General features: G+C 69.3%; 25 protein-coding genes and 1 tRNA gene. 11 read left to right on the top strand and 15 right to left on the bottom strand.

What is annotated here, in order from left to right; all coding sequences use genetic code 11:
- Nucleotides 1-37: 37 nt before the first annotated feature.
- A complete protein-coding gene (locus P0R32_RS06970) occupies nt 38-595 on the top strand; it encodes a thioredoxin family protein (protein ID WP_276239232.1) in 558 nt (185 codons plus the stop codon).
- 33 nt (nt 596-628) lie between these two features.
- Here the strand turns inward: P0R32_RS06970 and P0R32_RS06975 are convergent, their stop codons facing one another.
- Complete coding sequence (locus P0R32_RS06975; protein WP_276239233.1) at nt 629-1,090, bottom strand: RNA-binding protein; 462 nt, start codon at nt 1,088-1,090, stop codon at nt 629-631.
- A gap of 96 nt (nt 1,091-1,186) precedes the next feature.
- On the opposite strand from P0R32_RS06975, the gene P0R32_RS06980 reads away from it, so the two are divergent.
- A complete protein-coding gene (locus P0R32_RS06980) occupies nt 1,187-2,386 on the top strand; it encodes an MFS transporter (protein ID WP_276239234.1) in 1,200 nt (399 codons plus the stop codon).
- Between the two features lie 43 nt (nt 2,387-2,429).
- On the opposite strand, the gene P0R32_RS06985 is transcribed toward P0R32_RS06980, so the two are convergent.
- From P0R32_RS06985 to P0R32_RS07005, 5 genes are all read right to left on the bottom strand, one after another.
- Entirely contained in the window at nt 2,430-2,858 is a 429-nt protein-coding gene (locus P0R32_RS06985) for a hypothetical protein (protein WP_276239235.1), read from the bottom strand.
- A complete protein-coding gene (locus tag P0R32_RS06990) occupies nt 2,855-3,340 on the bottom strand; it encodes a hypothetical protein (RefSeq protein ID WP_276239236.1) in 486 nt (161 codons plus the stop codon). Before P0R32_RS06990 ends, P0R32_RS06985 begins: the two co-directional genes overlap by 4 nt.
- A 60-nt stretch (nt 3,341-3,400) precedes the next feature.
- Complete coding sequence (locus tag P0R32_RS06995; RefSeq protein ID WP_276239237.1) at nt 3,401-3,610, bottom strand: DUF1918 domain-containing protein; 210 nt, start codon at nt 3,608-3,610, stop codon at nt 3,401-3,403.
- Between the two features lie 42 nt (nt 3,611-3,652).
- On the bottom strand, nt 3,653-4,108 hold the full coding sequence (locus tag P0R32_RS07000) for a hypothetical protein (protein WP_276239238.1): 456 nt from the start codon (nt 4,106-4,108) through the stop codon (nt 3,653-3,655).
- Nucleotides 4,109-4,170: 62 nt separating this feature from the next.
- Nucleotides 4,171-4,596: an EamA family transporter gene (locus P0R32_RS07005; protein WP_276239239.1), complete on the bottom strand. Its 426-nt coding sequence runs from the start codon at nt 4,594-4,596 to the stop codon at nt 4,171-4,173.
- 149 nt (nt 4,597-4,745) lie between these two features.
- On the opposite strand from P0R32_RS07005, the gene P0R32_RS07010 reads away from it, so the two are divergent.
- Nucleotides 4,746-5,237: an Lrp/AsnC family transcriptional regulator gene (locus tag P0R32_RS07010; protein ID WP_276239240.1), complete on the top strand. Its 492-nt coding sequence runs from the start codon at nt 4,746-4,748 to the stop codon at nt 5,235-5,237.
- The gene (locus P0R32_RS07015; protein WP_276239241.1) at nt 5,234-6,472 is read left to right on the top strand and encodes a pyridoxal phosphate-dependent aminotransferase; all 1,239 of its coding nucleotides are present in this window, start codon (nt 5,234-5,236) and stop codon (nt 6,470-6,472) included. Before P0R32_RS07010 ends, P0R32_RS07015 begins: the two co-directional genes overlap by 4 nt.
- Nucleotides 6,473-6,518: 46 nt before the next feature.
- Here P0R32_RS07015 and P0R32_RS07020 read toward each other — a convergent pair whose 3' ends face one another.
- Nucleotides 6,519-7,163, bottom strand: a complete 645-nt coding sequence (locus tag P0R32_RS07020) for a HalX domain-containing protein (protein WP_276239242.1) — start codon at nt 7,161-7,163, stop codon at nt 6,519-6,521.
- A gap of 346 nt (nt 7,164-7,509) precedes the next feature.
- A complete protein-coding gene (gene guaB / locus P0R32_RS07025) occupies nt 7,510-9,003 on the bottom strand; it encodes an IMP dehydrogenase (protein WP_276239243.1) in 1,494 nt (497 codons plus the stop codon).
- 336 nt (nt 9,004-9,339) lie between these two features.
- Here guaB and P0R32_RS07030 point away from each other — a divergent pair, with 336 nt between their 5' ends.
- From P0R32_RS07030 to P0R32_RS07045, 4 genes are all read left to right on the top strand, one after another.
- Nucleotides 9,340-9,540 carry a hypothetical protein gene (locus P0R32_RS07030; RefSeq protein ID WP_276239244.1) on the top strand — a complete coding sequence of 67 codons (201 nt, stop codon included), beginning with the start codon at nt 9,340-9,342 and terminating at the stop codon, nt 9,538-9,540.
- Between the two features lie 3 nt (nt 9,541-9,543).
- Nucleotides 9,544-10,581 carry a DUF5794 domain-containing protein gene (locus tag P0R32_RS07035; RefSeq protein WP_276239245.1) on the top strand — a complete coding sequence of 346 codons (1,038 nt, stop codon included), beginning with the start codon at nt 9,544-9,546 and terminating at the stop codon, nt 10,579-10,581.
- Between the two features lie 65 nt (nt 10,582-10,646).
- Nucleotides 10,647-10,871, top strand: coding sequence for a DUF5795 family protein (locus P0R32_RS07040; RefSeq protein WP_276239246.1), 225 nt, complete (start codon nt 10,647-10,649; stop codon nt 10,869-10,871).
- Nucleotides 10,872-10,923: 52 nt separating this feature from the next.
- Nucleotides 10,924-11,101, top strand: a tRNA-Trp gene (locus P0R32_RS07045).
- Nucleotides 11,102-11,162: 61 nt separating this feature from the next.
- On the opposite strand, the gene P0R32_RS07050 is transcribed toward P0R32_RS07045, so the two are convergent.
- The gene (locus tag P0R32_RS07050; protein WP_276239247.1) at nt 11,163-11,366 is read right to left on the bottom strand and encodes a hypothetical protein; all 204 of its coding nucleotides are present in this window, start codon (nt 11,364-11,366) and stop codon (nt 11,163-11,165) included.
- 117 nt (nt 11,367-11,483) lie between these two features.
- Nucleotides 11,484-11,822 carry a DUF7344 domain-containing protein gene (locus P0R32_RS07055; protein ID WP_276239248.1) on the bottom strand — a complete coding sequence of 113 codons (339 nt, stop codon included), beginning with the start codon at nt 11,820-11,822 and terminating at the stop codon, nt 11,484-11,486.
- Between the two features lie 299 nt (nt 11,823-12,121).
- Here P0R32_RS07055 and eif1A point away from each other — a divergent pair, with 299 nt between their 5' ends.
- Nucleotides 12,122-12,409 (top strand): translation initiation factor eIF-1A, encoded by a 288-nt coding sequence (gene eif1A / locus P0R32_RS07060; protein WP_276239249.1) that lies wholly within the window; start codon nt 12,122-12,124, stop codon nt 12,407-12,409.
- Between the two features lie 114 nt (nt 12,410-12,523).
- Here the strand turns inward: eif1A and P0R32_RS07065 are convergent, their stop codons facing one another.
- The 3 genes from P0R32_RS07065 to P0R32_RS07075 form a co-directional block, all read right to left on the bottom strand.
- Nucleotides 12,524-13,351, bottom strand: coding sequence for an ADP-ribosylglycohydrolase family protein (locus P0R32_RS07065; RefSeq protein ID WP_276239250.1), 828 nt, complete (start codon nt 13,349-13,351; stop codon nt 12,524-12,526).
- A gap of 95 nt (nt 13,352-13,446) precedes the next feature.
- Entirely contained in the window at nt 13,447-13,689 is a 243-nt protein-coding gene (locus P0R32_RS07070) for a hypothetical protein (protein WP_276239251.1), read from the bottom strand.
- Between the two features lie 96 nt (nt 13,690-13,785).
- Complete coding sequence (locus P0R32_RS07075) at nt 13,786-14,538, bottom strand: GTP cyclohydrolase III (protein ID WP_276239252.1); 753 nt, start codon at nt 14,536-14,538, stop codon at nt 13,786-13,788.
- A gap of 157 nt (nt 14,539-14,695) precedes the next feature.
- Here P0R32_RS07075 and P0R32_RS07080 point away from each other — a divergent pair, with 157 nt between their 5' ends.
- Both P0R32_RS07080 and P0R32_RS07085 read left to right on the top strand, forming a co-directional pair.
- On the top strand, nt 14,696-15,502 hold the full coding sequence (locus tag P0R32_RS07080) for an HAD-IIA family hydrolase (protein WP_276239253.1): 807 nt from the start codon (nt 14,696-14,698) through the stop codon (nt 15,500-15,502).
- 91 nt (nt 15,503-15,593) lie between these two features.
- A complete protein-coding gene (locus P0R32_RS07085; protein WP_276239254.1) occupies nt 15,594-15,743 on the top strand; it encodes a hypothetical protein in 150 nt (49 codons plus the stop codon).
- Between the two features lie 85 nt (nt 15,744-15,828).
- Here the strand turns inward: P0R32_RS07085 and P0R32_RS07090 are convergent, their stop codons facing one another.
- On the bottom strand, nt 15,829-16,227 hold the full coding sequence (locus P0R32_RS07090; RefSeq protein ID WP_276239255.1) for an OsmC family protein: 399 nt from the start codon (nt 16,225-16,227) through the stop codon (nt 15,829-15,831).
- A 113-nt stretch (nt 16,228-16,340) separates the two neighbouring features.
- Nucleotides 16,341-17,069: a metal-dependent hydrolase gene (locus tag P0R32_RS07095; RefSeq protein WP_276239371.1), complete on the bottom strand. Its 729-nt coding sequence runs from the start codon at nt 17,067-17,069 to the stop codon at nt 16,341-16,343.
- Between the last annotated feature and the right edge of the window lie 19 nt (nt 17,070-17,088).

The following is a 17,088-nucleotide window of genomic DNA, read 5'->3' on the forward strand; positions in this document are numbered from 1 at the left end:
ACGACTTTCTCCGCCGCGACCCAATCGTCGACGACTCATGGTCCAGACCGACTCCGACTCCGACCTCGCACGCGGGGACGTGGCACCAGGGTTCGACCTCCCCGGAACCGACGGCGACACCCACGCGCTCACCGACTTCGACACCGACGCGGTGTTGGTCGTGTTCACCTGTAACCACTGCCCGTACGCGAAGGCGAAGTTCGACCTGCTGAACCGGATCGCCGCCGAGTACGACGACTGCGCGGTCGTCGGGATCAACCCCAACGACGCGACCGAGTACCCCGACGACTCCTTCGACAAGATGGTCGAGTACGTCGAGTCCGGCGAGGTCGCGTACGACGCGTACCTCCGCGACGAGACCGGCGCGGTGGCCGAGGCGTACGGCGCCGTCTGCACGCCCGACCCGTTCCTCCTGCGCAACGAGGGCGACGGCACGTTCACGCTCGCGTACCACGGTCGCCTCGACGACGCGCTCAACCCCGACGACGAGGCGACCGAGTACTACGTCGAGGACGCCATCGACGCGGTGCTGGCGGGCGAAGACGTGACGTTGGACCCCGGCCCGAGCCGCGGCTGTTCGATCAAGTGGCCGTAGCGACGGTGTCGACGCCGACCGATCCGGTGCCGTTCAGGCAGCCTCGCCGCCCGCCTCGGTAGCCTCCTCGGCCAACTCCTCGAACGTCTCGCGGGCGTTCTTCACCGCCTTCTCGCGCTTGGCGGGGTACGCCTCCACCTTCGCGCGGAACGTGATCCCCGGCCCCAACTCGGCGCGGCCTTTGAACGCCGCCTGCTTGTCGAGGCGGAGGAACAGCGAGTTGTTGTCGTCGACGCGCTCGTCGAGTTCGGCGAGCACGCGGTCCCACTCGGCCAACTCCGAGAGCCGCGAGAGGACGTGGCGCACGTCGTCGGCGCGCTCGACGCGCGCGGAGAAGACGACGATGCGGTCGCCGTGGTGGCCGGTGTTGACGACGCGGTCGATGTCGAACTCCTCGGGGAGGAACGTGCGGAGGGCGTCCTCGACGCGTTTCTCGTCTTCGGTCGCGTAGCAGAAAGCCCGCAGATCGACGTAGTGGAACGGAACGGAACCCATGATACCCGCCTGTAGGCGGGTCGGGATGAAAAGGGTTGGACTCGCGCTCGGGCGGATCGGTTCGTTTTCGTAGCCGCACTCGGGACCGACGAGCGAATGACGACTGCCGTCCTCCGCTACTATCTCTACAAGGCCACCCGGGCGGTCGAGTTGTACCGCCCGGTGATGTACCTCTACTTCGTCTCGGTCGGCCTGTCGTTCACCCAGATAGCGGTGCTGGAGGCTGCCTACAACGTGACGACTGTCGTCGCGGAGGTGCCGACGGGCTATCTCGGAGACCGACTCGGCCGGCGCGCCAGCCTGGTCGTCGGGACGGGTGTGATCGCGGCCACGCTCGCGGGCATCGCGTTCGCGACGACGTTCCCGGCGTTGCTGGCGCTGTACGTGCTGTGGTCCGTCGGCTACGCCTTCCGCTCGGGCACAGAAGACGCCTGGCTGTACGACTCGCTGGTCGGCGACGGCGACTTCGCCGCCGTCCGCGGCCGCGGCGAGTCCGTCGCGCTGGCCGTCGGCGTGGGCGGCGCCGTCGTCGGCGGCTGGCTCGCGGGACTTGACCTCACCCTCCCGTTCCTCGTCGCGGCGGTCGTCACCGCCGTCGGCGCACTCGTGTTGCTCACCGTCGACGACCCGGACGACGACGGCGAGTCGTTCGACCCGCTCACTCCGCGGCGCGCGCTCGACGCGGTTCGTGCGGCGCTCGAGGACCCGCGGCTCCGCTCGTTCCTCCCGTACTACTACGTGCTGTTCTCGGCGGTCACGTACCTCGTGTTCATCTTCCTCCAGCCGCGCATCGAGGCGGTCGCCGCCGCGGGCGGGGCGGGGGCGACGGTCGTGGGCCTCGCCGGCGGCGTCGAGCCGTTCCTCGGCTGGTACTACGCCGGGATCAGTCTCGTGGGGGCGCTCTTGACCGGGCGCGCCGGGTGGCTCCGCGACACGGTGGGCATCCGGACGTGGTTCCTCGCCGTCCCGTTCGTCGTGGCGGCGCTGCTCGTGGGCCAGTGGGCAGTCCCGTTGCTGGCGTTTCCGGCGTTCCTCCTCGTTCGGGGGTTGGCTGAGGCCACGTCGGTGTTCGCCGCCAACTACGTCAACGACCGGATCGCCTCGCTGGGGCGCGCGACGACGCTGTCTGCGCTGGCGATGGTGTCGGGGCTGACGGTCGTCCCGTTCCAACTCGCGGGGGGTAGTCTCTCCGACCGCTTCTCGCCGGGGCTGGCGCTCGGCGTCGCGGGCGTCGTGCTCGCCGTCGGGGCCGTCGCGGTGCTCGCGTGGCGCGCGCCGGTGGCGCGGGCGACGTGAGTCTGGCGGGGTGACCCCGGCGAAGGGAACGGGGCGGCGTCGCTCAGCCGCCGTACAACTCGTCGACGACGAGGTGGGTACCGAAGCCGGCGACGAACACCATCGGGAACGTGACGAGCCACGCGAGGAAGCCCTGGCCGCCCGCGCCGTAGGTGAACAGCAACAGCAGGGTGCTCAACTCCCACCCAGCGAGCAGTTGCGGCGACAGGACCAACAGCATGTAGCAGACGTACGAGGTCGGCAGCAGCACGACGAGCACGCCAGTCGCGCTCCGCAGTTCCAGGCGCAGCAGTGACAGGGAGACACCCGCGACGAGCGTGAGCGCCGCGGGGAGCCACCCGGGCGTCGGCAGCGCCGCCGCGTACACCGCGTCCTGCACCCAGACGAACGTGAGGACACCGCCGAGCGCCGCCAGTAGGACGCCGAGCGCGACGATTTCGACGCGCGAGGCGCGGTAGCGCAACGAACTCACGAGTCGGCCCCCACGGTGGTCCCGACGTCGACCTCCGTCCGGTAGCCCACCACCTCGATGGGCAGCGACCCCGCGAGTCGCGCGCTCGCCACGTCGTCGCTCGTCAGCGGGTGGTGGTCACCGGCGGCGTCGAGCGTGAGCGTCAGGTCGGCGGACCCGCCCGGAGGTACCCGAGCACCCGAGACGGCGACGCCGCGCGACTCGGTCACGCGGGTGTCGCCGTCGAACAGCGCCAGTCCGGACTCGCTGGGATGTTGCCGCACGACGACTGCGGCGGTCGTGGGGTTGTCGACGCGGACGGTGACCTCGACGCGCGCGCCGTCGTCGAGGACGGTCGCGTCGGTCGCCGTGACGGCGACCCGACTCGTGTTCGCCACCGCGAGGTGACCCGAGAGCACGGGGACGAGCATGGCGGTCGCGACGATGGCGACCGCGAGGAGGAGGGCGACCGTGCTCCGACGGCGGTCGGGGAACTCGACCATACGCGTCGCTGATGCTGTCGACACCTAAGCGCGTTGAAAATGGGTCGCCCCGGGGGGCGATTACTCCTCCTCGTCGTCGTCCGCGTCGGCCTCGGCGGCCTCCAGCGCGTCGGCGGGGACGCCCTGCTCTTGCCCCTCCTCGAAGCTGACCGTGTACGTCGCGTCGCCGAACATCGTCTCCATGACCTGCGTCACGGTGCCCGTCTCGCCGTCGAACTCGCTGTGCACGTCGTGCAGCACGACGCTGTCGTCCTTCTCGAAGTCTGTCATGGAGCCACGTTCGTCGTGGCCGTACAAAAGGCCCTTGAACCGTTACCGCGACCGCGAGTCCGATCGGCTGCCGACGCCGGACCGGTCGTCGCCGTCACCGCGTCGGAGGTACACCCAGGCGCCCGCGCTCGCGACGCAGTAGCCCGCCCCGACGACGGCGAGGAGGCCGGCGAGTCGTGCGACGAGCGCTCCCCCGGCGGCGACACTCCCCAACGAGTCGACCAGTCCGAGCGCGACGAGCGTCGACCGCTCACTGGCCGCGAGCACGCCGTTGGCGGCGACCCCGACTGCCCGCGCCGCGACGGCGACGACGACCGCGACCGCTACCCCCAGCGGGAGCGCGGAACCGAACGGCGCCGACGGTGGGCGGCGACGCCGGCGGACGGTGGTCGGGCCGTCTCGCTCGGTGTCTGCGAGGCGTCGCGGTCGCTCTCCACCACCGCCGCCGCCGCCGTCGGCGGCCGACCGCTTGTTCCGACCGGGGCCCGAGCGCCGCATCGGAACCGAGTGCGTCCCGATGTCTGATAAACTTTATTCGGGGAATTCGACTCGAAATTATCTCACTCTCCGGCGACGAGGATCACAGCAACGACCGCGAAGGCGACGCCGAGGAGTTTCCGCGCGGTGACCGGTTCGTCGAGGAGGACGACGCCGACGGCCGAGGAGGCGACGAAGAACATGGCGAAGATGGGCGCGACGACCGAGACGCGCCCGACCGAGAGCGCCCGGTAGTACGCGAGGATACCGACTCCGAGGCACAGGCCCGCGGCGAGGACGTAGCGCATCCGCGGGTCCGCGAAGTGTTCGACGACGCCCTCGCCGGTGGCGCCGATGACGCCGAGCGTGAGGACGACGAGGACCGTGTTCGCGACGAGCGCGGCGACCGTGCTCGGGATCGCACCCTGCCCGGCCGTAGCCAGACGCATCAGTGGTGCGACCAGGGAGTACGCCCCCATCGCGACGACCGCCCACACGAGGTAGTTCATACCCCCGACTCGGTGACTCCGCCGTATGAGCGGTTCGAAACACGAGCCGTCTCCGGGGTCGGCCGGTCGCCGCCGACCGGATCGTGTGGTGTGCTCGCGGATATCGCACCGGGCGAAACCGCTTTGCCCAGGGGAGCGCAGTCGGGCACATGGACGAGGCTACCCGAACCCTGATCGACGCGCTCGTCGCCGACGCCCGCGAGTCCACCGCAGACCTGGCCCGCCAAACTGGGCTGGACGAGGCCGCCGTCGAGGAAGCGCTTGCCGACCTCGAGGAGTCGGGTGCCCTGCGCGGCTACACCGCCATCGTCGACTGGGACGAACTCGACCGCGAGCACGTCTCGGCAATCGTCGAGGTGAACGTCGAACTCGACCGCGAAACCGACTACGACGACGTGGCGCACCGCATCGCCGAATCGTCGGCGGTCGACTCCCTGCGCCTGATGTCCGGCGACTACGACTTCGCCGTCAACGTCTCTGGCTCGTCGATGGGCGACGTGTCGCGGTTCGTCTCCGAGGAGGTCGCCCCCCTCCCGGCGGTGACGAAGACGGTCACTCACTACGTGATGGAGACGTACAAGGAACGCGGGATGACGTTCACCGACGGCGACGACGACGACCGACTCTCGGTGACGCCATGAGCGGGGACCGACGCACCGACGGCGGCACGGAGCAGGCGCCCGACGCGGAGGCTGGCGCCGACGGCGGGCGCGGATCCCGCTTCGCGCCCGCCGACCGCGTCGCCTCGGTCCCGCCGTCCGGCATCCGCGAGTTCTTCGAGGTCGCCGAGAAGCGCGACGACGTCATCTCGCTGGGTGTGGGCGAACCGGACTTCACCGCCCCGTGGCCCGCGCGGTCGGCGGCGGTCGACTCCTTGGAGCGCGGTCGCACCAGCTACACGGCCAACCGGGGCACCGTGGAGCTCCGGCGAGCCATCGCCGAACGCGTCACCCGCTACGGTCAGTCGTACGACCCCGACGAGGAGATTCTCGTCACCACGGGCGCCTCCGAGGCGGTCGACCTGGCGTTCCGCGCGTTCGTGAACCCCGGCGACACCGTCGCGCTGCCGACGCCGACGTACGTCTCCTACGAACCGGGCGTCCGCTTCGCCGGCGGCGACCCACTCCCGGTCCACACCCACCACGAAGACGACTGGGCGCTGACCCCCGAGTCGCTGTACGACGCCGGCGTCGACGAGGCGGACGTGCTCGTGCTCTGTTACCCGAACAACCCGACGGGGGCGACGATGGACGCCGACGAGATGGACGCGGTCGCCGACTTCTGTCGCGAGCACGACCTGCTCGTCATCGCCGACGAAATCTACGCGGCGCTCACGTACGACGGCGACCACGAGTCGGTCGCGACCCGCCCGGGGATGCGCGAGCGGACGGTCGTGATCAACGGCTTCTCGAAGGCGTACGCGATGACCGGCCTGCGCCTCGGGTACGCGATGGGGCCGCCCGAGGCGGTCGCGGCGATGACGAAGGTCCACCAGTACACGATGCTGTCGGCGCCGACGACCGCCCAGCACGCGGCGCTGGCGGCGCTCGACCGGTGTGACGACGACGTCGAGCAGATGCGCCGCGAGTACGACCGCCGCCGCCGCTACGTGGTCTCCCGCCTGCGCGAGGTTGGGTTGGACGTCTCGGAGCCGGGCGGGGCGTTCTACGCGTTCCCCCGCGTCGCCGACGTCGCGCCCGACGGCGACGCTCGCGCGTTCGCGACCGAGTTACTCGACGCCGAGGGCGTCGCCGCGGTGCCGGGGACGGCCTTCGGCGAGGGCGGCGAGGGCCACATCCGCATCTCGTACGCGACGGGACTCGACGACCTGAAGGAGGCGATGGCGCGGCTGGAGCGGTTCCTGGCCGAGTCGTAGCCGGCAGCTCCGCTGGGGAGCACTGGTTCTCGGAGCGTCGACCCGCTCAGAGGTCGTCGAAGTCGGCGTCGTCGAACAGGTCCTCGTCGTCGTCACCGTCGAGGTCGCGGAACGCGCCCTCGAAGTCCTCGTCACCGAAGCCGGCGACGGACTCGTCGAGTTCCTCGCGGAGTTTCGCCGCGCGCTGTTCGAGTTCGCGGTACTCGTCGGAGTCCTCCAACGCCGCGCGGCCCTTCTCGGACTCCAAGACGCCCATCTTCGAGGAGACTGCGAAGAACTCCTGCATCCGCGTGTCGTACTTCGACCGGTCGTACAGTCCCTCGACCGTCTCCAGCAGCGACTCGCGCGTGACGGGCTTGACGAGGTAGTCGTCGAACCCCATCGCGACGATGTCGAAGTCCGGTTCGACCGCCGTCACCATCGCGACGCGCGCGTCGACGCCGCGCTCGCGGACCTCGTCGAGCACCTCGTCGCCCGAGAGTCCGGGCATCCGGCGGTCGAGCAGGATGACGTCGACGGCGCCGTCGAGTTCGTCGAGCGCCTCGTGACCGCCGTAGGCGGTTCGAACGTCGTAGTCGGCGCCGAGCCACGCGGCGTACAGGTCCGCGAGGTCGGGTTCGTCCTCGACCACGAGGACCACCGGCTGCTCGTCGGTGGAGGCCGAGTCGGCGGCAGTGGTGTCCTCAGTCATTCTGGGGGATTCCGTCCGTTCGTACGTGTGTGTCGGACGGGTACATATCAATATACCCCTTCGACGTGTTGCGGTCCGAGCGCGTCGCGCCGCGGCGCGTCCGGTCGTTCTGGCGCCGTCCGACCATTGCACTCTGTTGACGCCGCGGGGTACTTAATCGTATGCGATGCGTCAGGAACCGAGTAAAACGGTGTGGGTCGGGTGACGTTTTTGCGTCACGCCGCTGTGGTGCCCCACGAACCGCGGTGGCCACCAGCCACCACCTGTGGTGTACGTCAGCACCCATCGAAAGCGTACCGGCCCCGGTGGACGCGTCGAGGCGGGCGCGCCGCCTCGGGCGCGCACCTCACTCGGGGCTGTAGTTCGGTGCCTCGTCGGTGATGGTCACGTCGTGCGGGTGGCCCTCGGTCTGGCCGGCCTGCGAGACGCGGACGAACTCGGCGCGCTCCTTGAAACCGGGGAGCGTCTCCGCGCCGACGTAGCCCATCCCAGAGCGCATGCCGCCGACGAGTTGGTGAAGCTCCGAGGAGAGCGGCCCCTTGTACGGGGTCGCGGCCTCGACGCCCTCGGGGACGAAGTCCTCGTCCTCGTCGGCGTCCTTGAGGTAGCGGTCGCCGCCACCCTCGGACATCGCACCGACCGAGCCCATGCCGCGGTACTGCTTGTAGCGCTTGCCGTTCATCGTGATGACGCGGCCGGGCGCCTCGTCGGTGCCCGCGAAGTACGAGCCGAGCATGACGGCGTCGGCGCCGGCGGCGACCGCCTTGATCGCGTCGCCGGAGTAGCGGATCCCACCGTCGGCGATGACGGGGACGTCCTCGCGAGCGGCCACGTCGGCCACCTGCGCGACCGCGGTGATCTGGGGCATCCCGGCGCCGGAGACGACGCGGGTGGTACAGATCGAGCCCGGCCCGATACCGACCTTCAGGCCGTCGGCGAAGTCGACGGCGGCCTCGGCGGCCTCGCGCGTGCCGATGTTGCCTACGACGACGTCGGCCTCGACCTCCTGTTTGATCGCCTCCGCGGAGTCGAGGACGTTGAGGTTGTGCGCGTGCGCGCAGTCGATGAACAGCACGTCCGCGCCGGCCTCGTCGGCGGCGACGGCGCGCTCCTCCTCGAACGGGCCGACGGCGACGCCGACGCGCAGCGACCCGGACTCGTCGCGGGCGGCGTCGGTGTGCTCGCGGCGAGCGAGCACGCCCTGCATCGTCACGAGGCCGACGAGGTGGTTGTCGTCGTCGACGACGGGGACGCGTTCGATCTTGTGGTCGTACATCAGTTCGAGCGCCTCGCGCGCATCGACGTCCTCGGGCGCGGTGATGACCTCGTCGGTCATCGCCTCGCTGACCGCGTCGGACTCGCCGACCTCCAGGTACGGGCGGATGTCCGTGCCGGAGATGATGCCGAGCACGCGGTCTTCCTCGTCGACGACGGGCGCGCCCGACACGCCCTCGTACTCCATCATCGCGTCGACCTCGCTGACCGGCTGGTCGGGCGAGGCCGTCACGACGTTCTCGCGGCGGATCACGAGTTCGTCGGCGCGCTTGACGCGCTCGACCTCGGCGGCCGTCTCCTCGACGGTCATGTTCCGGTGGAGGACGCCGAGGCCGCCCTCGCGCGCCATCGCGATCGCGAGTTCGGACTCGGTGACCGTGTCCATCGCCGCCGAGAGCACGGGGATGGTTAGCGCCACGTTCGTGGACACGCGCGTCGAGACGTCGGCCTCGTCTGGCTCGACTCGACTCTCCTTGGGTCGAAGGAGCACGTCGTCGAACGTCAGCGCTTCCGGTACCTCCAGCTTCTGTGAGAACGGACTACCGCCGAAACCGTCGTTCGCCATATCAACGGTGGCGGCGGACACCGCAAAAGCGTTCCGAGAATCGCTCCGCCTGGGCAGTGATTCACACACGTCCGTGTACAGTTTCGCGGGGTCGACCCCCCGATATCGGGGTGCGGTGGGCACGTCGATGGTGTAGTCGGGCGATCCACCCCCGCCACCGCCTCGGACGGCGCAATTCTTGCGCGACGAGCGGACCCGGTCCGACGGTCCGACGACGCAACGGCGACTACACCGACGAACCGTAGCACGTGTATATAAAGAACCGCGAGAGATCGCCCGTACTGTGTGGGCATGTCCCACGCAACGATTAAGTCTCGGCTACCACAGTGTACCTGTATGGACTTCGAGTCCCGCATCGCAACGGGTATCGTCGGCTGGGTGAGCGACAACGCTGCACTCCCGACATTTATTCCGTTCAAACGCGGACTCGACTGGCTGGCTACAGGGGAACGCCCGTTCTCCACCCGAGCGTCCGTCGCCTCCGGGTCGTCACCAGATCCCCGTCCGGTCCAGGGTTATGCCGGGTCGTATCGCTGAGCCGTGAGTACCTCAGCACACCCCATCGCGCTCCGCCTCGAGCGGCAGGTCGGCGGCGCGACCAGGCTGTTGGCGACCGTGATGGCGCTGCCGTTGATCGACGGCATCTTCCCGGCGCTCGTCATCGCCGGCGCGCTCACGGTGCCGTTCGGCATCCTCGAGACCGGCCTGCTCATCTTCGGTGGCTCCGCCACGATGGCGGTCGTCCTCGCGGAGATGGAGGGGACCCCTCGCGAGAAGGCGATCTCGATCCTCCTGTTGGGTGCCGTCCTCGTCCCGGTCGCGATGGTCGAGGCCGCCCTCGCCGAGACGATCCAGAGTCTCCTCGACACCGCCGTGTTCCACCGCTTCGCCGCGGTGGTGATCCTCGCGGTCGCGGCCAAGACCGCCAGCGCAGAGATCGGCGAGTACCTCCCGAGCCCCGGCGCGATCATCGGCCTGGGCCTGCTGGCGTCGTTCCAGCCCTCCGGCGCCGAGTTGGTCGTCTCGCTCGACCCCGACCTGCTCGCCCGTGCGGCCGCGGCCGCCGGCGTCGGCGTCGCGTTCGCGCTGTCGATCGCACTGGCGGGCGACCACCTCCGCGGGCGCGTTGACATCGACCGCTTCCGCTTCGGCTCGGCGGTCGCGCTGGGCACGCTGGCACTGTCGGTGTCGGGCCTGCTCCCGACGGAACAACCCGTCGCGCTCGGCGTGCTGTGCGTCACGGGGCTGTTCGCCTACGACCCCGGCGACGGCGGCGACGACCTCGTCGAAGGCGACGACGACGCCTCCGGCGGCCAGTCGGCTGGCCCGACTGCCGCGGGGTCGGTTACCACCGACGGCGGCGACGAGGTCGACGTCGACCACGACACGCCGTCGGCGGCGGCAACGAGCGGCGTCGACGCCGACCGTGACCCCGACGCGGGCGTCGCGTTCGGGAGCACGCCGACGGCGTCGACCGCCGGTATCGACCCGGTCGACTCTGCCGGCAGCGCAAACGACGACGCCGACGACGGCGCCGCCGACGGTGTCGACGAACCGTCGCGGGCGCCGTGGCTGTGACTCGCCTACCGACCGACTGACGCGCAACCGCGGCGTTTTATCGCCGCCGGTGTTCACTGACCCTCATGAGCAACCGCGTCGTCGAAGGACGGATGGTCACGCCGAAACGGCTCGCAGAGATCGTCGAGGGCGACTCCGTGATGGACGCCGAACCGATCGAAGACGCCGACCGGGACTGCCCCGAGTGTGGGGGCGACGTGCTGTCGGTGGGCTACATGCCGAGCGTCACGGAGTTCGTGACCGCCTACAAGTGCCAGGAGTGCGCGTGGGGCGAAACCGACCGCGAGTAAGCGGATCCGATCGAAATCCCTTTAGGTATCTCGGCGGAATGAGCGACTGCACGGGGTCGTGGCCAAGCCCGGTATGGCGACTGACTCCAGAGGCAACGCGCCCGGTGACGAACTCCAGACTGATATACCGAGCGTCCGACTGATCATCGGACGCGACGACGACCCTCTGGAGTACCGAGGTGCCGACCGGAGATATCAGTCGATCGGGGGTTCAAATCCCTCCGACCCCATTCACTCCATAAACCTACTCGAATAGTCCCGACAGTTGCACGCGTGGCAAAACGGCACGCGTCAGTAATTGGGCACCTCCGTGCCCAAGTCCGTCGGGGGGCGATGTTCCTCGATGTCGATGGTCTCCGTGTCCGTACGACGCCGCTCCAGTTCGTCCGCGTACTCCTCCTTGTCGTAGTTGACCATCTGCTTGCGCAGTTCGACGAGGAGCCAGCCAGCGTTCGTGTTGCCCGTCTCCGGGTTCCCACCGACAGAGACGAACACGGGGGCGCGTGGGTATCGAGAGCGTTTGAGAGCTATTCGAGAAGTCGCACTTTGGGGGCGGTCAACTCCGCTTCGGTCAGGACGACAATCGTCGCGAGCCGTTCGCGGCGCCGGGGATCACGGCCAGTCGTCCGGGAGTTCGTCGGCGTGTCGCTCCATGAGTCGGAGGAGAGGCCGGATCTCGTCGAACCGCGGTCCGCGCGTGATCACGTCTCGTTCCCGGTCCCAGCTGATGAACCCTGCAGCGTTGAGTTTCGGCAGGTGTACGTGGTGGAGTCGGTGGCGGAGGAACTGGTCGTCCTCGTCGGTCAACTCGTCGACGACGCTCTCCGAGTGGAGTTCTGACTCGTCACGCGGGTTCGACTGCATCAACGCCACGAGCAGTCGACGCCGGTGCCCGTCCGACAGGACGGTGAAGTAGTCTCCGAGGGTGCCGGTGTTCTGTTGTGGTTGCATGATTGCGTGTCTCTGGGCTGTGCACGGCCTACTCGATCGCCCGCACCGCGTCGGCGGTCCGTCGGGCGTTCGAGCCGTTCAGTCTCGAACGTTCAGCCGGACCTCGGTACGCGGGGGGACCCTCCAAGAGGGTGACCGGTCTGTCGATGCATATTCCCGGGGGGATAATCGCTCGCAATCAGCTTAAAGCCAGATGTGGAGGGACCACGCAGCGTCTCCGGGCCCCTCACGTCGTGTCGAGCGGGGCGACTGCTCCCCGAATACACGTACTTATCCCACTCCATCACCAACCAGAACGTATGAGCGACGACTCTCCGAACCGAAAGCCGCTGAGGATGCCGGACGACAACCAGGTGTTCGCCACCGTCACCGAGATGCTCGGCGGGCGACGCGTGACACTGCGCTGTGCCGACGGCGAAGAGCGAATGGGCCGTATCCCCGGCCGAATGCGCTTCCGAACGTGGGTCAAGGAGGGCGACATCGTCATCGCCGAGCCGTGGGACTGGCAAGACGAGAAGGCCGAGGTCGTCTGGCGCTACGAGTCCGACGACGCACAGCAGCTTCGCGAAGAAGGCCACATCCAGTAGTCGACCACGCCGAGCGTGCGAGCCACGCTCGCCGCGCAGTCCGGATCTCTACACAACCACTATACTCCCACTTCTCTCGACGCCAGCGCGTACACTCCCGACTAGCGATGCTGTTCACCGCCGCTCGGCTGGCGACGCTTCGGTGAGCGCGTCCGCGAGGTCGCGCAGGACCGCAGCAGTCTCGCCGAGTCCGTTGCGCCACCGAATCGGCACGTCAGCCTCGCCGTGGCGTGCACCGGCGAGCGCACCGGCGACGGCGCCGAGCGCCGCTGCCTCGCCGCCACGGCTGACGGACGCGACCGTGGACTCCTCCGGCCCGTCGGCGACCACGGCCTCGTGCAGCGCGGTCTCCAACAACGCCAGCGCCGGCCCCGCGGTCGCGATAGTCACGGCGGCCCGGTCGCCGACGACCGCGAGCGTCTCCCGAACCGAGACGGGCGCTCCCCGGTCGAGCGCTACCGTCCGGGCGGTGTCGAGGGCCGCCGCCGTCGTCGCACCGTCGACGAGTTCGCCGACAACGACCGCCACCACCGCGGCGGCCTCGCGTGTGTCGTCCTCCACGGGGTCGGCGTCGGCCCGCCGCTCGGTCGTATCAGCCGCCGAGGCCGCCCGTTCGCTCGCGGGTGCGTCCACGAGACCGTGCGGGACGGCGGCCGTCAGCGTTCGACCCGCCGTCGACCCCGCGACGGCTGGCGCCGGCCAGTCCCCCGACTCGCCGATGTGGTCGTGGGCCGTCGCGACAGCCGCCGCCGTCAAGCCGGTTGTCGTGCCGGCCCGGTGCCCGTCCGCACCGAGCAGTTCCGTCACCCGTCCGTACCGGTCGCGCACCGCCGCCGGCGTGTCGCCGGTGACTGGTCGACCGAGTGCGTCGCCGCAGGCGAGGCCGATCAGTGCGCCGCGAGCACGTGCTCGCCGCTCGTCCGTGGTCGCGCTGTCGCTCACGGCGTCCGAGTAGGTGAAGAGAGGTGACAAACGTACCGACCCCGTGCCGGCGCAGTCGACCGTCGTGGTCGGCTCGTCGCGGTCCCGGCGGCGAGTCAGCCGTCGACGACCGCCGCCTCGAGGAGGCGTCGCGCGGCGGTTGGGTCCTTCTGTGAGACCACGACGAGTTCCAGTGCGTCCCAGCGGTGACCCCGCCGTCGCAGGCGGGTGACGGCGTCCGCCAGTCCCTCGTCGAGCTCCTCGTGTTCGAGGAACGCGTCGAGCAGTCGTTCCGCGCGTGTCTCGACCGGTCCGTCGGGGTCGACGTCGACGGATCGGTCAGTCGGGTTCAGAGTCATGTGGGTGAGAACGGGAGCAGCGCGCGGCCAGCGATCGCACGCGTCTCTCGTCTCCCTCCACCCGACACGACTAAGAGCGTGGTGGCCGGCGCCGACTCAGGCGAACTCGACGAGCGTCCCTTCGTAGCGGCAGTCCTCCAGCGCGTGCTTGGCGGCGTAGCCGGCGTCGTGGGGCGTCTCGCCGCTGCCGACGCCGACCTTCAACTGGACGCCGGCGTCGTCGGCGACGTGGTCGATGGCGCCCATGTACTCGTCGTGGGTGAGGTCCGGGCAGACGGCGATGACGTTGTCGCCGCCGACGAAGAACGACAGGGCGCCGTGCTCCTCGCGCATGTACTTCATCAGGCTGGCGTAGCCGTGTTCGATGTTGATGAACGAGTCGAACTCGTTGAGGCGGTCGGTGTACTTCCCCGTCGCGTCGTTCACGTCGAAGTGGGCGATGTGCACGTCGTCGTCGGCCGACTCGGTGAGGAACTCGCCCGCGAACGCCTCGCTGCGGTCCGACGACTGCGCGGAGCCGGCGGCCTGGACGCGCTCGGTCGCCGTCTCCAGCGCCTCGATCGGCACCTCGTCGACGCCGACACCGAGGCTGACGGTGACGGGGAAGCGGTTGCCCACCGACTCCTGGAGGAGTTCGTGGTCGCGGCGGTCGAGGCCGTTCGTCACGGCCACCATGTTGTCGAAGCGGGTGAAGAAGACGTAGCCCCCCCGGTTGCCGATGTACTGTGCCAGGTCCGCGAACAGGCGTGACTGGAGCGTCTGGAGGTCCATCTCCCGACGCGGCTCCGGCGTCACGGTCCACGGGCCGTAGTTGTCGATCTGCACCAGGGTCAACTGCGCGGCGGTCACTGTACTCCGAGGGCGGGGCCGCCGACACATACGCGTTACCGTTCACAGATCCGTGATACCGGAGCGGTTCGCCGGTACCCGAACAAGACCGATGGGACGACCCACCGACCGTCGCTCCCGGCGACGGCTTCAACACCGTTCCGGCCCAAGCGCGCCCGTGATACGCGGCGTCGTACTCGACGTGGACGGGACGGTCGTGCGGGGCCGAGATCCGATTCCGGGCGCGCCGGCGGCGTTGGTCGACCTGCGCGCGGCGGAGCTCTCGGTGTGTTTCTGCTCGAACAACCCGACGAAGGGGCCGCCGGCGTACGTCGAGCGACTCGCGGCCGCCGGTATCGACGCGCACGAGTCCGAGGTCGTCACGGCCGCCGACAGCACGGTCGCGTACCTCCGCGACAACCACGCCGACGACGCGCTGTACGTGCTCGGGGAGGCGGGCCTCGTCGAGCAACTGGAGGCCGCCGACCTGACCGTCACGACCGATCGCGACGCGGCGACCGCCGGCGTCGTCTCCATCGACCGCTCGTTCGACTACGACGACCTCTGTGGGGCGCTGTGGGCCCTGAACGACGGCACGCCGTACGTCGGAACCGACCCAGACCGCGTCATCCCCGGCGCCGACGCGTTCGTCCCGGGTTCGGGCGCGGTGATCAACGCCGTCCGCGGCGTCCTCGACCACGACCCGGACGCGGTCCTCGGCAAGCCGTCGGCGACGGCGCGAGACCTGGTGCTCGACGCGGTGGGCTGTCCGCCCGAGGAGTGTCTCGTCGTCGGCGACCGCCTCGACACGGACATCGCGCTCGGCGCCGACGCCGGGATGACGACCGCGCTCGTGTTGACGGGCGTCACCGACCGCGCCGACGTCGCCGACTCCCCATACGACCCAGACTACGTCCTCGACGACCTCTCGGGCCTCGCCGACGTGCTCGCGGCCGAGTCGACGCCTCAGGAACGTACCGACTGATCACCCGAACGCGAGTGAACTGGTCGCTCGGAGAATCACGTGTGGTATTGTCTGACAAAGACTTATGCCGGGTGATGTGGTATGGTGTGTCATGGAAGAGCGCGACTCACCGTACGTCTTCCGCGACGAGCCAGCCGATCCCCTCGAGGGAACTACCGACCACTCCGACGAGGACGTGGTCATCATCGACGGCCGCGCGATGACGTACCGAACCTACCGGGGCGACGAGACAGCCCACTGAGCGCGCCGGTCGCCGCGACGGCGGCGGCTCGCGGTCCTTCTTACGGCCTCGAAGAAACGACGGCGTGTCGAGCGACTGCGCCGGCTCAGAAGGCGTTGGCGTGCGTCGTGACGTCGGCGTGGAGCCCCTCGCGGAGCGCCGTGTGGACGTGACAGATACCCTCGGCGCGCTCGACGATGTCGGCGAGCGTGTCGTCGTCGACGTCGGCCTCGACGTAGATGTCGAAGCTGATGCCCGTCAGATCGTCGTCGTCGTCGAGCGTCGCCTCGGCGTCGATCTGGACGCGACCGAGGTCGTCGTGGCCGCGCTGCTGGCCGCCGACGCGGAACGCAGGCAGGAAACAGGAGGCGTAGTCGGCCACCAGCACGGAGTTGGGGTCGGGACCGTCCTCACCCAGCGCGTCGATCGTCAACTCGAAGTCGCCGACCTCGCTCGTGCTCGTGAACCCTTCTTCGCTGACCGTGGAGGTCTCGATGTCGGACATGTGCGAGCGGAAGGTGGGTCGCTCGACGCCTAAACCTTGTTACTGCGGCGACTCCGCGACGCGTTCGCCCACATTCAGGGGTCGTCCAGAGCGCCGCGACGCGGCCGCCGGCCTCAGTACGCGTCGCCGCCGATGGTGAACGTCTCGTCACCCTCGAGGACGACGACTTCGGCGTCGTTGCCGGTGCCGTCTACCTCACGGACGAAGTCGTCCACGTCGATTTCGATCGGCGGGAACGTGTCGTAGTGCATCGGGAACGCGTAGTCGGGGTCACACCAGTCGACCGCGACGGCGGCCTGCCACGGCCCCATCGTGAAGTGGTCGCCGCAGGGGACCGCGACGGCATCGGGTTCGAGGAACGGCCCGATCACGTCCTTCATCTCCGACATCAGCGCCGTGTCGCCGGCGTGGTAGAACGTCGTGTTCTCGGCGTCGCTCGTCTGTGTCGGCATCTGCGAGGAGAGCACGAAGCCCGCGGGCATCCCGACCTCGTGCTCGTAGCCGGTGTTGAGGCCGGAGGTGTGGTCCGCGCGGACCATCGTGACGAACGCGTCGCCGCACTCGACGGTGCCGCCGAGGTTCATCCCGATGGGGTCCTCGAAGCCGTGTTCGTCGCTCAGGTACGCCGTGATCTCCGGCGTCGCGACGAGCGTCGCGTCCGAGAACTCCCCGGCGTGGGCGATGTGGTCGGCGTGCCCGTGCGTGATGAGCACGTAGTCGGGGTCGGCCACGTCCGACGGCGAGAGCGACGTGTGCGGGTTGTCGAAGAACGGGTCGATCAGCAGGCGCGTGTCACCGATCTCGACGGCCCACGTAGAGTGGCCGTGCCAGGTGAGGTCCATTTCGGACATACACGACACC

It is taken from the genome of Halobaculum marinum (assembly GCF_029338555.1).
In the GTDB taxonomy this organism is placed as follows: domain Archaea; phylum Halobacteriota; class Halobacteria; order Halobacteriales; family Haloferacaceae; genus Halobaculum; species Halobaculum marinum.